This is a genomic window from Mesorhizobium sp. RSR380A (assembly GCF_054719385.1).
On sequence record NZ_JBTTIB010000001.1, the window covers coordinates 4,988,749 to 5,001,702 of the forward strand.

Consider the following 12,954-nt stretch of genomic DNA (forward strand, 5'->3'; position numbering starts at 1 on the left):
TCACTCCTACAGCTCCTCCGTTGCATGCTTCGCAAGACATCAACGATACAGTAATGTCATAAGCGAACTGTGCAATGATTATTACAACTTAGATTCGGATTGCGACAGCGAATAACTTCGGTATGTATCGGATAATTTTGGTTAATATTTGGTTAACAGAGATGAAATGGACATTTTTCCGAAGTGAAAGTTTGTCTGTCGAAAATTTATTTTGCTTCTCGTGCCGAAAAGGCGAAATATCTGGCAAATCATCTTGATTTTGTAGAGTCTCACCTGTCGTCCTTTATTATCGATATTTCGCGGCGTGCACCGGCGCCAAGCAGCCATCGCCATAGCCGCGCCGGTAGCTGTTCGCGCCTGTCCAAGCCTTGCGGTCGTGCTGACAGGGCCGCATTCGCCAAAACCGTGTTCCGCCCGGCCCAAGCATGGCCGTCCCGGCTGAGATAAATCCACCGCCGTCGGATCGCGGCGAAACACATGCGAATCGTTCTTGCCACGCTGGCCCGGATTTCCTTCGGCGGCGCATCGGCCGGACGGGAGATGCGCCTGTTGTCCCTTGGAGCCATGATCCACGACCGGCAGCCGCGCGGACCGGCTGCCAGACGTCAGAAAAGGAAGAACGATGAAGAAGACCTATGAAAAGCCACAGCTCGAAAAGCGCCAGAAGCTGTCGCGTGTGACCGCTGTCGCCGGCCCATCAGTGACCAGTGAGAGCTGACGCCGTCGACCGGCATCGAACCACCAGCGGACAAGGAGAGCAGTCATGGATCAGCATGCGAACCCGTCACCCGGCTTCAGGCGCAATCCGGGCAAGGTGATCACCGTCGAGCCCTTCACCGGGCGTGTCGTCGTGTTTGCAAACGGCACCATCATCGCTTCCTCGGCAAAAGCCAAAATGGTGACCGAGCCGCCCCATCCCTTCTCCTTCTACATCCCGTTCGAGGACATCGACTTCCGCAAGCTCAAGAAGACGGAGCGGTCGACGCTGTGCCCCTACAAGGGTGACGCCAGCTACTGGAACGTGCTGCCGGCGGGTGAAACCGGCAACGACGCGATGTGGGCCTATGAGCAGCCTTTCGACGAGATGACTGAAATTCGCGACCACGGCGCCTTCTACCCACACCGGGTCACCATCGACGCCGCGCCGCGCTGAGCGCGTCATGCCTGTCGCCCAAAAGTGCCCAGCGTTTTTGGAGCCGACGACAGGCATGAACAGAGGAATTTTTCAGATCAGCCAAAGCTGTCCTCACCCGGGGGCGCAGCGGTTTTGCGGCAACGGCATGCCGAAACGAAGACAAAAGGTCATGGACGAAAAGCAGAGAGCAATTCTCGACGAAATCCCGCGCCTGCGCCGCTATGCGCGCTCGCTGCTGCGCGACCGCGATTCCGCCGACGATCTCGTCCAGGACTGCCTGGAGCGGGCGCTGCTGCGGCTGGACAACTGGCAGACGGGAGAGAGCCCGCGAAAATGGCTGTTCACGATCATGCATCATCTGTTCATCGACCAGATGCGCAAGGTGAACCGGCGAGGCGAGGCCTCGATGCTGCCGCTGGAGGCCGGCGAGGTGCAGGCCTCTCCCGCCGACCAGCTGGAGAATGTCGCGGCCCGCGAGATCATCGACGCGCTGCAGGCGATCAGCCCCGACCGCCGTGCCGCGCTGACCATGGTCGCCATCGAGGGCTTCTCCTATGCCGAGGCCGCCGAGATGCTCGGCGTGCCGGCCGGCACGCTGATGTCGCGCATCGCGCGCGGCCGTGAGGAACTGCGCGGCCTGCTCGAGGACAATGCGCGCCGCCGCGCGATAAGGATCGTCGAGCCAGGCCCGGGCAGGGCGGTTCCAATCAGGGCGCCAATGGCATGACGAGCCCCAATCGCATGATGACGCCTTACGGCATGGTCCGGCACGATTGCAGGCCTTGTCCGCACTGTGGGCGCGGCGCACCCGGTAACGCTTTCTTCTCTGCTTGCGTGCATAGTGGCGGCGACGGAGTGAGCGAAACCAGGGCATGGCTGAAGAGAAAATACGCAACGGCGAATTCTGGGCGCTTGCGCTCGAACGCGCTCATCTCGGCGTATGGGACTGGGATATTTTGAGCGGCGACTGTTTCTATTCGCCAACCTGGTCGCACATGCTGGGTTATGAGGATGGCGAGCTTGCCAACAGCGACGACCTCTGGCTGAAGCTGACGCATCCCGACGACCGCCAGCGGGCGCTGGCCAGCGGAGAGCGGCACATTTCCGGCCTGACCGCCTCGATCGAGACCGAGCTACGCCTCAAGCACAAGGACGGCCACTGGATCTGGGTGCTGGACCGCGGCGGCATTGTCGAGCGTGACGAGACGGGCAGGCCGGTCAGGCTGATGGGCGTACAGACCGACATCAGCCGGCAGAAAGAGGCGGAAGCCGAACTGGAGCGGGTCAATGTGCGCTTTCGCCTGGCGCTGGCGGCCAGCGGCACCGGCATCTGGCATCACGATATCGACGCCAACAAGAGCTATTGGGACGCCCGCACCAGGGAGATATTCGGCCTGGTCGCCGACACCGACGAGGTGGCCGCCGACCTCTGGCATTCCTATCTGCACCCCGACGACAAGGATGCCGCAGAGCGCGCCCATCTGGCGCCGCTTTCGACCGACGGCGTCGTCGCCGCGCAATACCGCATCGTCAGGCGCGACGGCGAAATCCGCCATGTCGAATCGCTGGTGCGCTTCATCGCGGCGCCTGAGACAGCGGGCCAGATTCTCGGCACCGTGCGCGATATCACCGAGGACAAGAAACGCGAGCGGGAACTCGCCTACGCCGCTCACCACGATGCGCTGACGGGCCTCTTGAACCGTGCCGCCTTCGACCGGCTGCTGGCCGTGCACATCGCCACCGAGCGGGCTTTGCCGCTGGCGGTGTTTTACGTCGATCTCGACTACTTCAAGGCGCTCAACGACTTCGCCGGCCACGCCGCCGGCGACCTGGCGCTGAAGGGTGTGGCCGCCGGTATTCTGGGCTGCCTGCCGGCATCGGCGCGTGCCGCGCGCCTCGGTGGCGACGAGTTCGCGCTGCTGGTGCCCAATTGCCAATCGGCCAAGGCCGAGGCGCTGGCCGGCGCGATTCTTGCGGCGGTCCGTGACGCCGACCTCGGACTGCCGGCGACCTCGCGAAAACTCGCGGCCAGCATCGGCATCGCCTTCGTCGAGGACACCACCACCACGGTTGCCGATGCGTTGGCCTGCGCCGACGACGCCTGCTATGCCGCCAAGGCGGCCGGGCGCAATCGCTTCGCGGTGTTTTCGGCCGATGCGGCGTCGGGCTCCGGCGGCCTCAACGCTGCGCGTGTCGCCGCCGACACGGTCGACGCCATGGATGAAGGGCGGCTGAAACTGTTCGGCCAGGAAATCCATCTGCTCGGCCAGCCCTGGCAGGAGAGCCGCCATGTCGAGGTGCTGGCGCGGCTTGCCGGGCGCAATGGCAAGCTGATCCCGCCCAACGAATTCATTCCGGTCGCCGAGCGCTTCGGCATTGCCTCGCGGCTGGACCGCTGGATCATCAGGACAGCGCTTTCGCAGCATGGCGAGGCGATGCGCTCAGGCGCCATCTTGCTCGGCTTCAACCTGTCGGCGCAGACGCTGAGCGATCCGCTGCTGTGGGATTTCGTCGACGCCGTCATCGCCGAGACCGGGGCGCCGCATTCCGGCATCGGCTTCGAGATCACCGAGACCGCGGCCGTAACCAATTTCGACGCCGCCGAGCAGTTCGTGCGCAAGGCGCGCGAGCGGCAATGCCGTGTCAGCCTCGACGATTTCGGCGCCGGCATGAGCTCGTTCGAATATTTGCGGCGCTTTCCGGTCGATCAGATCAAGATCGACGGCTCGTTCATCGAGAATATCGCGGAAAGCCGTTTCGACCGCGAGATCGTCTCGGCCATAGCGGGCATCGCCAAAAGTCTCGGCTGCGCGGTGGTGGCCGAAAAGATCGAGCAGCAGGAAGCGCTCGACATTCTGCGCGGCATGGGCGTGGCCTATGGCCAGGGTTTTCTGCTGCACCGGCCGGAGCCGCTTGAGGCGATCGTCGCGCGGGCCGGCGAACAGTCACCATCCAGCGGACAGTCACCGGAAAAGCGCTTCGGCTGACGGCTTGTCATCGCCCGAGCTGGCGACTTGTCCGGCTAACCGGCGTCGGCCTTTTCCTGCTTTCGCTGCGCCGCCTCCTTCTTGCGGCGCAACACCTCGTCGGTGCCGACAAGGTCCTTCGAGCCGCCGGAAATGGCGGTCGAGACGACGGCGGGCGGATCGCTGGCCGGAAAACTGTCTTCGAGGCCTGATTGCAACTGCTCCTCGAGCGTCTGCGGGTTCTCGGAGCGGCCTTCGGCGCGGCGCTCGCCAACGGCTTCGACATCGCTCTTGGTGTCGGGGTGAGCGCGGGCTTCCGATATCGTCGACACCACCAGCTCGATGGCGAACTCTTTCATCGCCTCGGCTTGCGGCCCATCGACATCGGAGTCTTCGATCAGGCGGATGAGCGACTTTTCCAGGGCGCCCAATTCCTTGACGCCCTGACACCGCGCCAGACGCTTGGTGAGCCAACCGATCAGCGCCGGGGCAAAGGTCGAATAGGCAAGCCTGCGTGTGTCGTCGACCTGCTCGGGATGAAGCTTTTGCAAGGACATAGATGCCTCCAGTCAATCAGCCGGGCAGCTTCTGCCGCTGGCCCCTCCTTAGGAAACAGAGGGGAGGGCAAGAGGTTCCATACAGTCCTCGACAGGGTCGACGAGTTCAACTCCACAGCGACGCCATGGTCAGCGACGCTTCGAATATCTGCTCCCTGTTCTCGTTCAGCATCTTGACGGTGATCCGCCGGTGGTCGCCCTCCGGTATCTCGTCGCGCGCCACATCGTGCAATATGCGCAGCGCTTCGGCTCCCGCACGCTCCCGGCTGGGAAAAAGCTGCCCCTCTTCGTCAATCTGGGTCTCGGCGTTGTACAAGTCGAAGTAGAACCGTTCCATATGTGCAAGTCCCTGCTGGAGAACGCTAAAGCGCGTCGCGGTTGAAAGGGCGCAGGCGACGCGCTTCAGGTCTGTGTTTTTGTGCATGTCGTTGTCTCAAAATCAGGGCCATTTTTGAGCGACATGGATTAAATCCCAACCCGCACCCATGGTTCCATGCGACTGTGTCCTGAGCAGATTTCCTGCCAGGAGCCGTCGCCGTGCCGGCCGATTGCAACCGCACCCGATCTCCGGCGTTTGGCTAGGCCACCAATGTCCATGAAATCTCGAACTGGATCCTCGATGCTAGAACCGCTTTATCTCAACCTTGGCCAGCATGACGCTTTGTCCGAGCAGGAAAAGGGGCTGCTGGCCGCCGCCATGACCATCGAGATGGATTTTGCCACTGGCCAGGACATCGTTTCCGAGGGGTCGAGGCCAGGCTACAGCACGCTCATCATCGAGGGATTGGCGGCGCGCTACAAAGTGCTGGAGGATGGCGGCCGCCAGTTCACCTCGTTGCAGGTGCCCGGCGATTTTGTCGATCTGCACGCCTTTCTGCTCAAGACAATGGACCATGGCATCATCGCATTGTCGCCATGCCGGGTGATCGCCGCCGACCACAGTCGGCTAAGGACGATCACCGAACAGGCGCCTCATCTCAGCCGCTTGCTGTGGCTGGACACGCTCGTCGATGGCGCCATTCACCGGGAATGGATCGTGGCCATGGGCCGGCGGTCCAAGACTTCGCATTTGGCGCATCTTGTGTGCGAGCTGTTCGTCCGGCTGCAGGTGGTCAAGCAGACCAACGGCATGAGTTTCCGGCTTCCCCTGTCGCAGGCGGAACTGGCCGATGTGCTTGGGCTTTCGGTGGTCCACATGAACCGGGTCATCGGCGCGCTGCGCAAGATCGGTGTGATCGGCTGGGCAAATTACATGGTGACCATTCTGGACTGGCAGCAGCTGGTGGAAATCGCCGAGTTCGACCCGACTTATCTCAGCATGAACCGCGAGCCGAGATAGGCTATCCGGCGTTCGCCATGACAGCGCAGGCAATCCGTCAGCCGGTCTTTCAACGATGCCCATCCAGCGACGCCAATTCGTCGAGCATGGCAAGGGCGGCACTTGGCTTGGCCGGCTTCAGCAAGCCCTGTTGGGCGGCGGCATTCTGGAAAGCGGCAAAGGCGATGTCCGGGCGGCAAATGCCGTTCAACGCGTCGTCCACCAGCCTGTCGGCCACCTTGTAGGCCGCCGTCTGCTTGTTCTTCCATGTTCCGCCGAGCGCCCTCCTGGCGTCGGCGATCGACGACACCGTCATCGCGCTTCCGTCCACGAATCTGATCGTCAGGGGCAGAAAACGGCTCATGCGCTCACCATCCAAACCATTCGCGTCTCGCCCGGATCGATCTCATCACTTGCCTCCTTGAAAACGGGATCGCCATAAACGAGGAAATCACAAACTGGTTGCAGCGCGAGCTACATGTTGCTTGCCGGCCAGATCGGCCGATGCGGACGATAAGGCGGCCGCGGCGCCGGCTTCAACGGGATGTCGGCGAGCGAGTTGCGGATCGGCCTGAACAGTATCGGCGAAGACGCGGCGCGGCGGTGCAATACCGCGGCCGACAGTTTGGCAATCAGATTTCGAACGTCCATGGGACACCTCGAGCGCGTTGAGAGTCCCCCCATCGCGATCACCTACCACCTCACGCCCAGCATCCGCATTTAACTTTGATATAGGCCGGACGAATACGCGCCGCGCGCAATGTCTGCCGCCACCTTTGCTGGTCACCCGTCCGACAAGCAGGCGGCGATGTCTCGCAATTCGGCGCCAAGAACCCCGATGAAGCGCCCGGCCCAGCCGGAGGAGATCGCGCCCGCCTATGTGTTCCTGGCCGCAATGTTCAAGCTACATCACCGGCGAGAGTCTGCCGATCGTCGGCGGCTGTTGAGCGGCGTCGCCAGGCTGGCGGTCACGCATCCCAGCAGCGACGTCGCAGACGCTGCTGCAACCGGATGAATTTTCGTGCATTCTTGTGCATGGCCACAATGCTTCGAACCGACACGCCGGCAAAATGCTGCTCCTATTGCGGTTCGCGAGAGCATGACTACGAGGATTGTCCGAAGCGCAAAGCAGAGGCGGAGCGGCAGTGGGAAGGCCAGGCAAAGCCCGGCGCCGAATCCGAGGCGACGGCCGAAGTCTAGCTTGGCTCGAACAGCTCGATCACGTTGCCGGACGGGTCTTCACAAAGAATCTGTCGCCCGCCCGGACCTTCGACGATCTGGTTGCGGAACCCCACGCCGGCCTCGCCCATCTTAGTCACGATTGACGGCAATTGCTCGACCTCGAGCACGAAGCGGTTCCATCCGCCCGGCTCGGGTGTCCGGCCGTCCGGCATCGGCCTGGCTGCCGACGCCAAGGGACCGGCGAGCCAGAGCGAGAGGTCGCCGCGCGTCAGGATGGCCATCGCCGGACCGAATTGCTGCTTCAGCGCGAAGCCCAGATGGCTCGTATAAAACGCGATGGACAGATCGACATCGCGGACCAGATATCGGACGGACACCATTCGCAGGCTCCCTCACAAACGCCCTCCCGAGAGATAGCTGGCGGGACAAGCTGGGGCAAGCCCGCGGCGCACGCTTCGGGCGCCTACGGTGCGATTGCGTGGTCGGCCTGTCTGTCTCTCACGAAGGCCGTCAGCAGCTCCACTCCCGCCGGCCAGTCGCCCAGCCCGCTATTGCTGTTGATGTGACCAAGCGGCCCGGCGATGTGCAGTTCGCTGCCCCATTGTGTGGCTTTCTCACCGGCATAGCCGTTCGGATCATAGGGATCGTCGGTGCTGGCCACGATCAGCGAGGGGAAGCGAAGCGGCCCGCGCGGCGTATCGGCGAAGGGAATTCCGTAAGCGGGATAGACCGGCGAGGCCGGGTCGGGAACCGCAACCAGAAACGCCCCGCCGATCCGACGGCTCGACACCGCCTGCCAATGCGCGACCAGCAGGCAGCTGAGACTGTGGGCGACGAGCACCGGCGGGGTCTGTGCCTGTGACACCGCGACGTCCAGCGCCGCCACCCAGTCGTCCAAATCCGGCAGCTCCCAGCTTGCCGGGCTGAAGCGGCGCATCGCCGGGTCGGCCTGTTGCCAGCGTGTCTGCCAGTGGGCCTCGCCCGATCCGCCGCTGCCCGGCAGAATGATGAAGTCGGTCATGGAAAATCCTGTTTCTTCGCCGCAGATGATGTCCCAATCCTAGGGCTTCTCCTTGTTCGCGGAATGAGAGATCATCGGAAAGCGACGAAGAATTCCGATGGATTGAAGGTGTTCATGACAAACGGCGATTACCGGCCACGGCTCGACCCCACCGACATGGCAATCATCGAGATCATGCAGGAGGATGGCCGCATCGGCATTTCCGAACTCGGCCGCCGCGTCGGCCTGTCCCAGCCCGCGACGTCGGAGCGGGTGAAGCGGCTGGAGGAGCGCGGCATCATCGCCGGCTACCGGGCCGCGATCGATCCCACCGCCCTCGGTCTCGGCACCATGGCCATGATCCGCCTGCGCACCACGCATGAGCACATCCAGACCTGCCTGAAGAAATTCGCCGCCATGCCGCAGGTGCTCGAGGTACTGCGGGTGACCGGCGAGGATTGTTTTCTGGTCAAGGTGGTCGTGCCGTCGCCGCCCGACCTCGAAAGCATCGTCGACGCCATCGGCCGCTACGGCGCGGTGACGACCAATGTGGTGCTTCGGGCCGAGCCGCCGAAGCGGCTGGGGCGGGAGCTGATGGCGAAGCTCTGAGCGGCCACTCGCGGCAAGAGGATTGCAAGCGCCTCCTTTGCGAGGTTCGGCTTTGCCGCGAAAGAATTTCGCGGGCTGGTGTAGGATCGGCGGCGTGGCGCCCGTCCTTGGGGCGAAACCCGTTGCAACCCTTGGAGGACATCATGGAAGCCGTTCAATCGCCATGGCAGACCGCGGCCATTCTCATCGCCCGCCTGACCCTGGCCGCCATGTTCGCGATGGGGGCAGCCTTCAAGTTCATGGATATGAACATGACCGCCGGCTACATCGCCGCCGCCGGCTTCCCGTTCCCGCTGTTTCTGGCCTGGTGCGCCGCGATCCTCGAAACGCTGCTGGTGATCGCCTTGCTGACCGGAGCGTTCTTCACGCCGGCCGCCGTGGTCGCCGCCGTCTACGTGGTCTTCCTAGGCTTTGCCTTCCACGGTCCGTCGCACTGGGCCGGCAACCAGGCCGAGTTCGGCGCCTTCATGTCCCATTTCCCGTTCGCCGCCGGCCTGCTGTTTGCCGCCGTGCATGGACCGGGCAGCGTGCTTGCCTCGAAACTTGGCCGAGGGTGAGGCCCCGCGTCGGCAGACCGCCTCACATCTGGTCGTTGTAGGGTTCCTTCATCTGGCCGACCATGCGGGCCAGTTTCGAGAAGGACGGCATGTCCGCCTCCGGCTGGCATTGATTGGCCAGTTCCAGCAGTCTGATCGGAAAGTTGACGGCGTCGCGGTTGGACTCCGACATGCCGTCGGACCGCTCCTCGCCGGTTTCGATGGCCTCGGCCTTGCGCAGCGCAATGTCGATATCCTCCACCGTGAGCAGGCCCTTGCGCACCAGCACCTGATTGATCGAGGCGACGGCCATCAGCAGGCCTTCGAGTTGCAGATTGGCGACGTTCATGGCTGTTGCTCCCATTTGGCTCACGCTCAACGCATGAGCCGCTGTTACGATCCGGACGGGATGCAAGCGATAGGCGTCGGCCGATGGCCTGCGCTACTCTTCCATCCAGCGGCGGCCATATTCGGCCCACAGCGCCTTGACCTCCCGGCTGCCGAGGCGCGGGGCCGAGCCGTCGCCATAGGCGATCGAAACGCCGCTGATGTCGTAATGGGGATGGGCGTCGATGACGAAGCGGATCGCCTCGCCGAGCGGCCTTCTGCCGATGACCGGATCGGCCTGGCCTTGGCCGACGCTGCGAACGCCCGAAACAGTGGCTGGCGCTTGCCGCATCCTGAACACGGATGCCATGGCTGGTTTGTCCATCCCGCTCTCCCCCGAGTTGGAGTGGAATGATTCCATAAGAGCCAGCTAATGACCAGTCGCTAGACGGCCTGTCGAAGGCTGCGTCTTGTATCCTGCAGCCGGTCGAAGGACTGTTCAGGCCAGCGGATCCGCCGCCGGCGGCCTGGCGGGAAGGCCGAGCCTTGTCCGCTCGCCGTCGGCAAACTCCTCGGCCGCTTCCTGGGCCATGAACAGATGCTGGGTCACCGTGCCATTCTCGGCAACCAGCACCGCCCATTGGCGGCGGTCGACACGTTCCACGCGAACGTCATTGGGCTCTCCGGCCACCACGATCGTCCTCCAGCAGGCGTACGGCACGGAGGGGGCGTGCCTTTACGCCTTGGTCTTGCTCTTGGCCGGCGCCTTGGCGGCCGGGGCCTCGGGTGTCCTGATGCCGAGCCCGAACTCCTTTGCCAGCTCCGAGCGCTTGGCGGCGTAGCTGGGCGCCGTCATCGGATAGTCACCGGGCAGGTCCCATTTGGCGCGATAGGCTTCCGGCGTCATGCCATGGGCGGAGCCGAGATGACGCCGCAGCGACCTGAACTTCTTGCCATCCTCGAGGCAGTAAATGAAATTCGGCGTTACCGAGCGCTTGCGGTTGACCGCGGGCTCAGGCGCGGGTTGCGGCGGAGCAACGGGATTGTCCACGGCCGCGAGCGCTGCATTGACGCTCTCGATCAACGCCGGCAGGCTATCCGGAGGCACTGAATTGTTGCGCACGAATGCCGCGACGATGTCGGCGGTCAGATTTATATTTCGGATTTTGTCCTCAGACATGGCTTCTTTTGCCCCCTTGATGCCAAAGGGCAAATTATCAGACAACATCCGCCGACGGCATGGCACTTTAGAACATATGCATATGACTTGACGCCGGATGTGGTAGCGCTAGCATCGCCGAGTCTCCGATCGACACCGATGTAGGAATTCTTTCCTGACATATCTTGACCGGTGAGGGCAGCTATGCTATGATTTGCCCATGGTGCTGATTTGCGCCGCCGACCCGCTGCCGAGGCGGGTTTTGTTTTTCAGGCCGGCTTGGAAGCGATGACGGCCAGTGACGCGAGTTTTCCCTCGCTCAGGCTGCTTATGTAGTTTTTTCGCCGATGCACGAACTCGGCGCCGAGCACGATCTCATTGGCCTGCTGCTGGGCGGGCGAGGGCACGATGCCGGAATTTGCCCGTTTCAACGCCAGCTCGACGTGATCGCCGGTTTCGTCGATGACATCGTCGACCCGGAATCCGGCTGAAGCAAACACAGCCCTCAGGGTCTCGCCGTCGACAAGATGACTGGCCGCCGACGACACCGCCCAAGGCAAGGGATAGTAGGGCTCGCCGTCCGCCAGCACCGCCTCGGTCCAGACAAGCCTGGCTTTCGGCTTCAGCACGCGCCACGCTTGCCCGATGACCGCCGCCTTGTCAGCGATATTCATGCCGACATAGAAGCAGATTGCCGCGTCGAATGTGTCGTCCGCAAAAGGCAGCCTTGTCGCATCGGCCTCATGGAAACGCACTTTGTCGCCTAGGCCGCAGAGCTCCGTCAATCGGCGGGATGCTTCGACGAACGCCTGCGTCAGGTCGACGCCGTCGACGCTGCAACCATAGGTCTCGGCAAGGAACCGGGCCGGGCCGCCAATGCCGCTGCCGATGTCCAGAACCCGATCGCCGGCGGAGGGCGCAAGACGCGCGGCATGGTCCTGCGTGGCGATCAGCTCGCGGCCATGAAGCTGGTCGAACGGATAGAGTTGTCTGGCTGCGAGGCTGCCGGCCTTGGCATCCGGCACAGCCGCCAGGATGCGCTCGACGATGCCGCCGCTGCCATAGTGACTGGTCACATCGCTCATTGCGCTCTCCGACGAGACGCAGCATCCCATCGATGCTGCCCTTGCGCAATGCGCGGCCGCGCCAAGACGCGGCTTTGACCGGAGTAGGAATTATTTCCTAATTATATACTTGACGTACCAGGAACGAAAATGTCTACTGAGTCGCGACAGGCCGGTACTATTGAAGCGTATGACGGGCGCGGTGTTTGGGTGCCCGAAGGACTGACGGCGCGCGACATCATGGAAGGTGCGAAGGTACTAGAACGCGACTTTGATGTCGCGCCGTTCACTTCCCGTGAGATGGTATGCCGAGTGCTTTCCGCGTTGCAGCTGGCGGCCAATCCTTCGGCCATAGACGCCCGTTGAACATGTGGAGTTCTACAAGCATATCGCCAAGGCGTTCGGTTAGGATGAGAAGTTCGTAACTTGAATACCCGTAGGCTGGCATTCCCTTGTCATCCTGCTTTCTTGCGACTTGCACGGGTGGAATGATTAGGAACCAGAGACTGGACGGGCTCGCTAGAGGCAAGCGGGCTCGCCAAAAAGTAAACCTACTGACTTCCATGACTATTCCGTGCGCGAACTCATTGCGGCGGTCAGAGAAGCCGGTGACCGCCGTCATAAGACGATTGAATTCCCCCTCGAATTCTTGGTGCGAGTTCTGGACAAACCATCTTTCGGCAGCGCGCTTCAAGATGTCCGCTCTTTCGCGGAAAATTCGACCTTCGCCATACCCTTTTATGGACCCTAGGGTCGTGTCACCGACGAAGAAGCTGTAGAGTGTTGACAACGAAAATTCGATCCGCTCCCACTCATTGATTGCGCGCCCCAGCCATTCAAAGACGCGGGAATCGTCGGTGTCGGCGGTTAGCGGCAACGGGAGTTCCCAGGGATTGGGCATGACGATGGAAGATCCAAAAGACAAAGACCAGGAGAAGGGCGACGAGGTTTTGCGCCGCCTGTTGAAGACGCCTCCAACGCCCCACGAAAAGTCTGAGAAGAAACAGTCTTCAGCAACAAAGGCGGCGAAGACAGCCTCGTCCAAGTCACCCAAGCAGAACTGATTCGCAACTGCCGCGCCATCGTGCTTCTATGTTACAC

The 12,954-nt window shown here is 62.4% G+C and carries 19 protein-coding genes and 1 pseudogene; 8 read left to right on the forward strand and 12 right to left on the reverse strand.

From position 1 onward, the window contains the following. The first annotated feature begins 763 nt into the window (after positions 1–763). The 3 genes from ACYG9Z_RS24035 to ACYG9Z_RS24045 all read left to right on the forward strand — a co-directional run bounded on the left by ACYG9Z_RS24035 (position 764) and on the right by ACYG9Z_RS24045 (position 4,122). Positions 764–1,153 (forward strand): DUF427 domain-containing protein, encoded by a 390-nt coding sequence (locus tag ACYG9Z_RS24035; protein WP_023693752.1) that lies wholly within the window; start codon positions 764–766, stop codon positions 1,151–1,153. A gap of 151 nt (positions 1,154–1,304) precedes the next feature. Then, on the forward strand, positions 1,305–1,862 hold the full coding sequence (locus ACYG9Z_RS24040; RefSeq protein ID WP_023693751.1) for an RNA polymerase sigma factor: 558 nt from the start codon (positions 1,305–1,307) through the stop codon (positions 1,860–1,862). 145 nt (positions 1,863–2,007) lie between these two features. Continuing rightward, the gene (locus ACYG9Z_RS24045) at positions 2,008–4,122 is read left to right on the forward strand and encodes an EAL domain-containing protein (RefSeq protein WP_023715168.1); all 2,115 of its coding nucleotides are present in this window, start codon (positions 2,008–2,010) and stop codon (positions 4,120–4,122) included. A 35-nt stretch (positions 4,123–4,157) separates the two neighbouring features. Here the strand turns inward: ACYG9Z_RS24045 and ACYG9Z_RS24050 are convergent, their stop codons facing one another. Continuing rightward, on the reverse strand, positions 4,158–4,658 hold the full coding sequence (locus ACYG9Z_RS24050; protein ID WP_023753171.1) for a hypothetical protein: 501 nt from the start codon (positions 4,656–4,658) through the stop codon (positions 4,158–4,160). A 106-nt stretch (positions 4,659–4,764) separates the two neighbouring features. Next, complete coding sequence (locus tag ACYG9Z_RS24055) at positions 4,765–5,082, reverse strand: DUF6894 family protein (RefSeq protein WP_023753170.1); 318 nt, start codon at positions 5,080–5,082, stop codon at positions 4,765–4,767. 195 nt (positions 5,083–5,277) lie between these two features. On the opposite strand from ACYG9Z_RS24055, the gene ACYG9Z_RS24060 reads away from it, so the two are divergent. Further along, a complete protein-coding gene (locus ACYG9Z_RS24060) occupies positions 5,278–5,997 on the forward strand; it encodes a Crp/Fnr family transcriptional regulator (RefSeq protein ID WP_023671436.1) in 720 nt (239 codons plus the stop codon). 49 nt (positions 5,998–6,046) lie between these two features. Here ACYG9Z_RS24060 and ACYG9Z_RS24065 read toward each other — a convergent pair whose 3' ends face one another. Together ACYG9Z_RS24065 and ACYG9Z_RS24070 are read right to left on the reverse strand one after the other, a co-directional pair. Beyond that, on the reverse strand, positions 6,047–6,340 hold the full coding sequence (locus ACYG9Z_RS24065) for a DUF982 domain-containing protein (RefSeq protein ID WP_023753169.1): 294 nt from the start codon (positions 6,338–6,340) through the stop codon (positions 6,047–6,049). A 110-nt stretch (positions 6,341–6,450) separates the two neighbouring features. Next, positions 6,451–6,627 (reverse strand): hypothetical protein, encoded by a 177-nt coding sequence (locus ACYG9Z_RS24070; RefSeq protein WP_023671438.1) that lies wholly within the window; start codon positions 6,625–6,627, stop codon positions 6,451–6,453. 133 nt (positions 6,628–6,760) lie between these two features. Here ACYG9Z_RS24070 and ACYG9Z_RS24075 point away from each other — a divergent pair. Both ACYG9Z_RS24075 and ACYG9Z_RS24080 read left to right on the forward strand, forming a co-directional pair. Continuing rightward, positions 6,761–6,923: pseudogene (locus ACYG9Z_RS24075) on the forward strand (SDR family oxidoreductase); the annotation flags it as partial. 88 nt (positions 6,924–7,011) lie between these two features. Next, complete coding sequence (locus tag ACYG9Z_RS24080; protein ID WP_023685945.1) at positions 7,012–7,176, forward strand: hypothetical protein; 165 nt, start codon at positions 7,012–7,014, stop codon at positions 7,174–7,176. Here ACYG9Z_RS24080 and ACYG9Z_RS24085 read toward each other — a convergent pair. Both ACYG9Z_RS24085 and ACYG9Z_RS24090 read right to left on the reverse strand, forming a co-directional pair. Next, positions 7,173–7,538, reverse strand: a complete 366-nt coding sequence (locus ACYG9Z_RS24085) for a VOC family protein (protein ID WP_023753167.1) — start codon at positions 7,536–7,538, stop codon at positions 7,173–7,175. The genes ACYG9Z_RS24080 and ACYG9Z_RS24085 overlap by 4 nt on opposite strands. 83 nt (positions 7,539–7,621) lie before the next feature. Further along, positions 7,622–8,179: an RBBP9/YdeN family alpha/beta hydrolase gene (locus ACYG9Z_RS24090; protein ID WP_023740024.1), complete on the reverse strand. Its 558-nt coding sequence runs from the start codon at positions 8,177–8,179 to the stop codon at positions 7,622–7,624. Positions 8,180–8,293: 114 nt separating this feature from the next. Here ACYG9Z_RS24090 and ACYG9Z_RS24095 point away from each other — a divergent pair, with 114 nt between their 5' ends. Continuing rightward, a complete protein-coding gene (locus tag ACYG9Z_RS24095) occupies positions 8,294–8,767 on the forward strand; it encodes an Lrp/AsnC family transcriptional regulator (protein WP_023747791.1) in 474 nt (157 codons plus the stop codon). Between the two features lie 143 nt (positions 8,768–8,910). Then, complete coding sequence (locus ACYG9Z_RS24100) at positions 8,911–9,324, forward strand: DoxX family protein (RefSeq protein ID WP_023693743.1); 414 nt, start codon at positions 8,911–8,913, stop codon at positions 9,322–9,324. Positions 9,325–9,346: 22 nt separating this feature from the next. Here ACYG9Z_RS24100 and ACYG9Z_RS24105 read toward each other — a convergent pair whose 3' ends face one another. The 6 genes from ACYG9Z_RS24105 to ACYG9Z_RS24130 all read right to left on the reverse strand — a co-directional run bounded on the left by ACYG9Z_RS24105 (position 9,347) and on the right by ACYG9Z_RS24130 (position 12,907). Continuing rightward, positions 9,347–9,652: a hypothetical protein gene (locus ACYG9Z_RS24105; protein WP_023671444.1), complete on the reverse strand. Its 306-nt coding sequence runs from the start codon at positions 9,650–9,652 to the stop codon at positions 9,347–9,349. Between the two features lie 93 nt (positions 9,653–9,745). Continuing rightward, entirely contained in the window at positions 9,746–10,015 is a 270-nt protein-coding gene (locus ACYG9Z_RS24110; RefSeq protein ID WP_023697755.1) for a hypothetical protein, read from the reverse strand. A 114-nt stretch (positions 10,016–10,129) separates the two neighbouring features. Then, complete coding sequence (locus ACYG9Z_RS24115; RefSeq protein ID WP_023689866.1) at positions 10,130–10,324, reverse strand: hypothetical protein; 195 nt, start codon at positions 10,322–10,324, stop codon at positions 10,130–10,132. A 42-nt stretch (positions 10,325–10,366) separates the two neighbouring features. Beyond that, complete coding sequence (locus tag ACYG9Z_RS24120; protein WP_023671447.1) at positions 10,367–10,810, reverse strand: Ros/MucR family transcriptional regulator; 444 nt, start codon at positions 10,808–10,810, stop codon at positions 10,367–10,369. A gap of 248 nt (positions 10,811–11,058) precedes the next feature. Beyond that, complete coding sequence (locus ACYG9Z_RS24125) at positions 11,059–11,874, reverse strand: class I SAM-dependent methyltransferase (protein ID WP_023715171.1); 816 nt, start codon at positions 11,872–11,874, stop codon at positions 11,059–11,061. 265 nt (positions 11,875–12,139) lie between these two features. Further along, positions 12,140–12,907, reverse strand: coding sequence for a hypothetical protein (locus ACYG9Z_RS24130; protein WP_031244292.1), 768 nt, complete (start codon positions 12,905–12,907; stop codon positions 12,140–12,142). Positions 12,908–12,954: the final 47 nt, after the last annotated feature.

Bases quoted from the DNA above. Each gene is read 5' to 3' on its own strand.
- ACYG9Z_RS24085 (WP_023753167.1), bottom strand. From the start codon at position 7,538: ATGGTGTCCGTCCGATATCTGGTCCGCGATGTCGATCTGTCCATCGCG.
- ACYG9Z_RS24090 (WP_023740024.1), bottom strand. From the start codon at position 8,179: ATGACCGACTTCATCATTCTGCCGGGCAGCGGCGGATCGGGCGAGGCC.
- ACYG9Z_RS24055 (WP_023753170.1), bottom strand. From the start codon at position 5,082: ATGCACAAAAACACAGACCTGAAGCGCGTCGCCTGCGCCCTTTCAACC.
- ACYG9Z_RS24070 (WP_023671438.1), bottom strand. From the start codon at position 6,627: ATGGACGTTCGAAATCTGATTGCCAAACTGTCGGCCGCGGTATTGCAC.
- ACYG9Z_RS24120 (WP_023671447.1), bottom strand. From the start codon at position 10,810: ATGTCTGAGGACAAAATCCGAAATATAAATCTGACCGCCGACATCGTC.
- ACYG9Z_RS24040 (WP_023693751.1), top strand. From the start codon at position 1,305: ATGGACGAAAAGCAGAGAGCAATTCTCGACGAAATCCCGCGCCTGCGC.
- ACYG9Z_RS24050 (WP_023753171.1), bottom strand. From the start codon at position 4,658: ATGTCCTTGCAAAAGCTTCATCCCGAGCAGGTCGACGACACACGCAGG.
- ACYG9Z_RS24080 (WP_023685945.1), top strand. From the start codon at position 7,012: ATGGCCACAATGCTTCGAACCGACACGCCGGCAAAATGCTGCTCCTAT.
- ACYG9Z_RS24065 (WP_023753169.1), bottom strand. From the start codon at position 6,340: ATGAGCCGTTTTCTGCCCCTGACGATCAGATTCGTGGACGGAAGCGCG.
- ACYG9Z_RS24045 (WP_023715168.1), top strand. From the start codon at position 2,008: ATGGCTGAAGAGAAAATACGCAACGGCGAATTCTGGGCGCTTGCGCTC.
- ACYG9Z_RS24125 (WP_023715171.1), bottom strand. From the start codon at position 11,874: ATGAGCGATGTGACCAGTCACTATGGCAGCGGCGGCATCGTCGAGCGC.
- ACYG9Z_RS24060 (WP_023671436.1), top strand. From the start codon at position 5,278: ATGCTAGAACCGCTTTATCTCAACCTTGGCCAGCATGACGCTTTGTCC.
- ACYG9Z_RS24110 (WP_023697755.1), bottom strand. From the start codon at position 10,015: ATGGACAAACCAGCCATGGCATCCGTGTTCAGGATGCGGCAAGCGCCA.
- ACYG9Z_RS24095 (WP_023747791.1), top strand. From the start codon at position 8,294: ATGACAAACGGCGATTACCGGCCACGGCTCGACCCCACCGACATGGCA.
- ACYG9Z_RS24100 (WP_023693743.1), top strand. From the start codon at position 8,911: ATGGAAGCCGTTCAATCGCCATGGCAGACCGCGGCCATTCTCATCGCC.
- ACYG9Z_RS24035 (WP_023693752.1), top strand. From the start codon at position 764: ATGGATCAGCATGCGAACCCGTCACCCGGCTTCAGGCGCAATCCGGGC.
- ACYG9Z_RS24105 (WP_023671444.1), bottom strand. From the start codon at position 9,652: ATGAACGTCGCCAATCTGCAACTCGAAGGCCTGCTGATGGCCGTCGCC.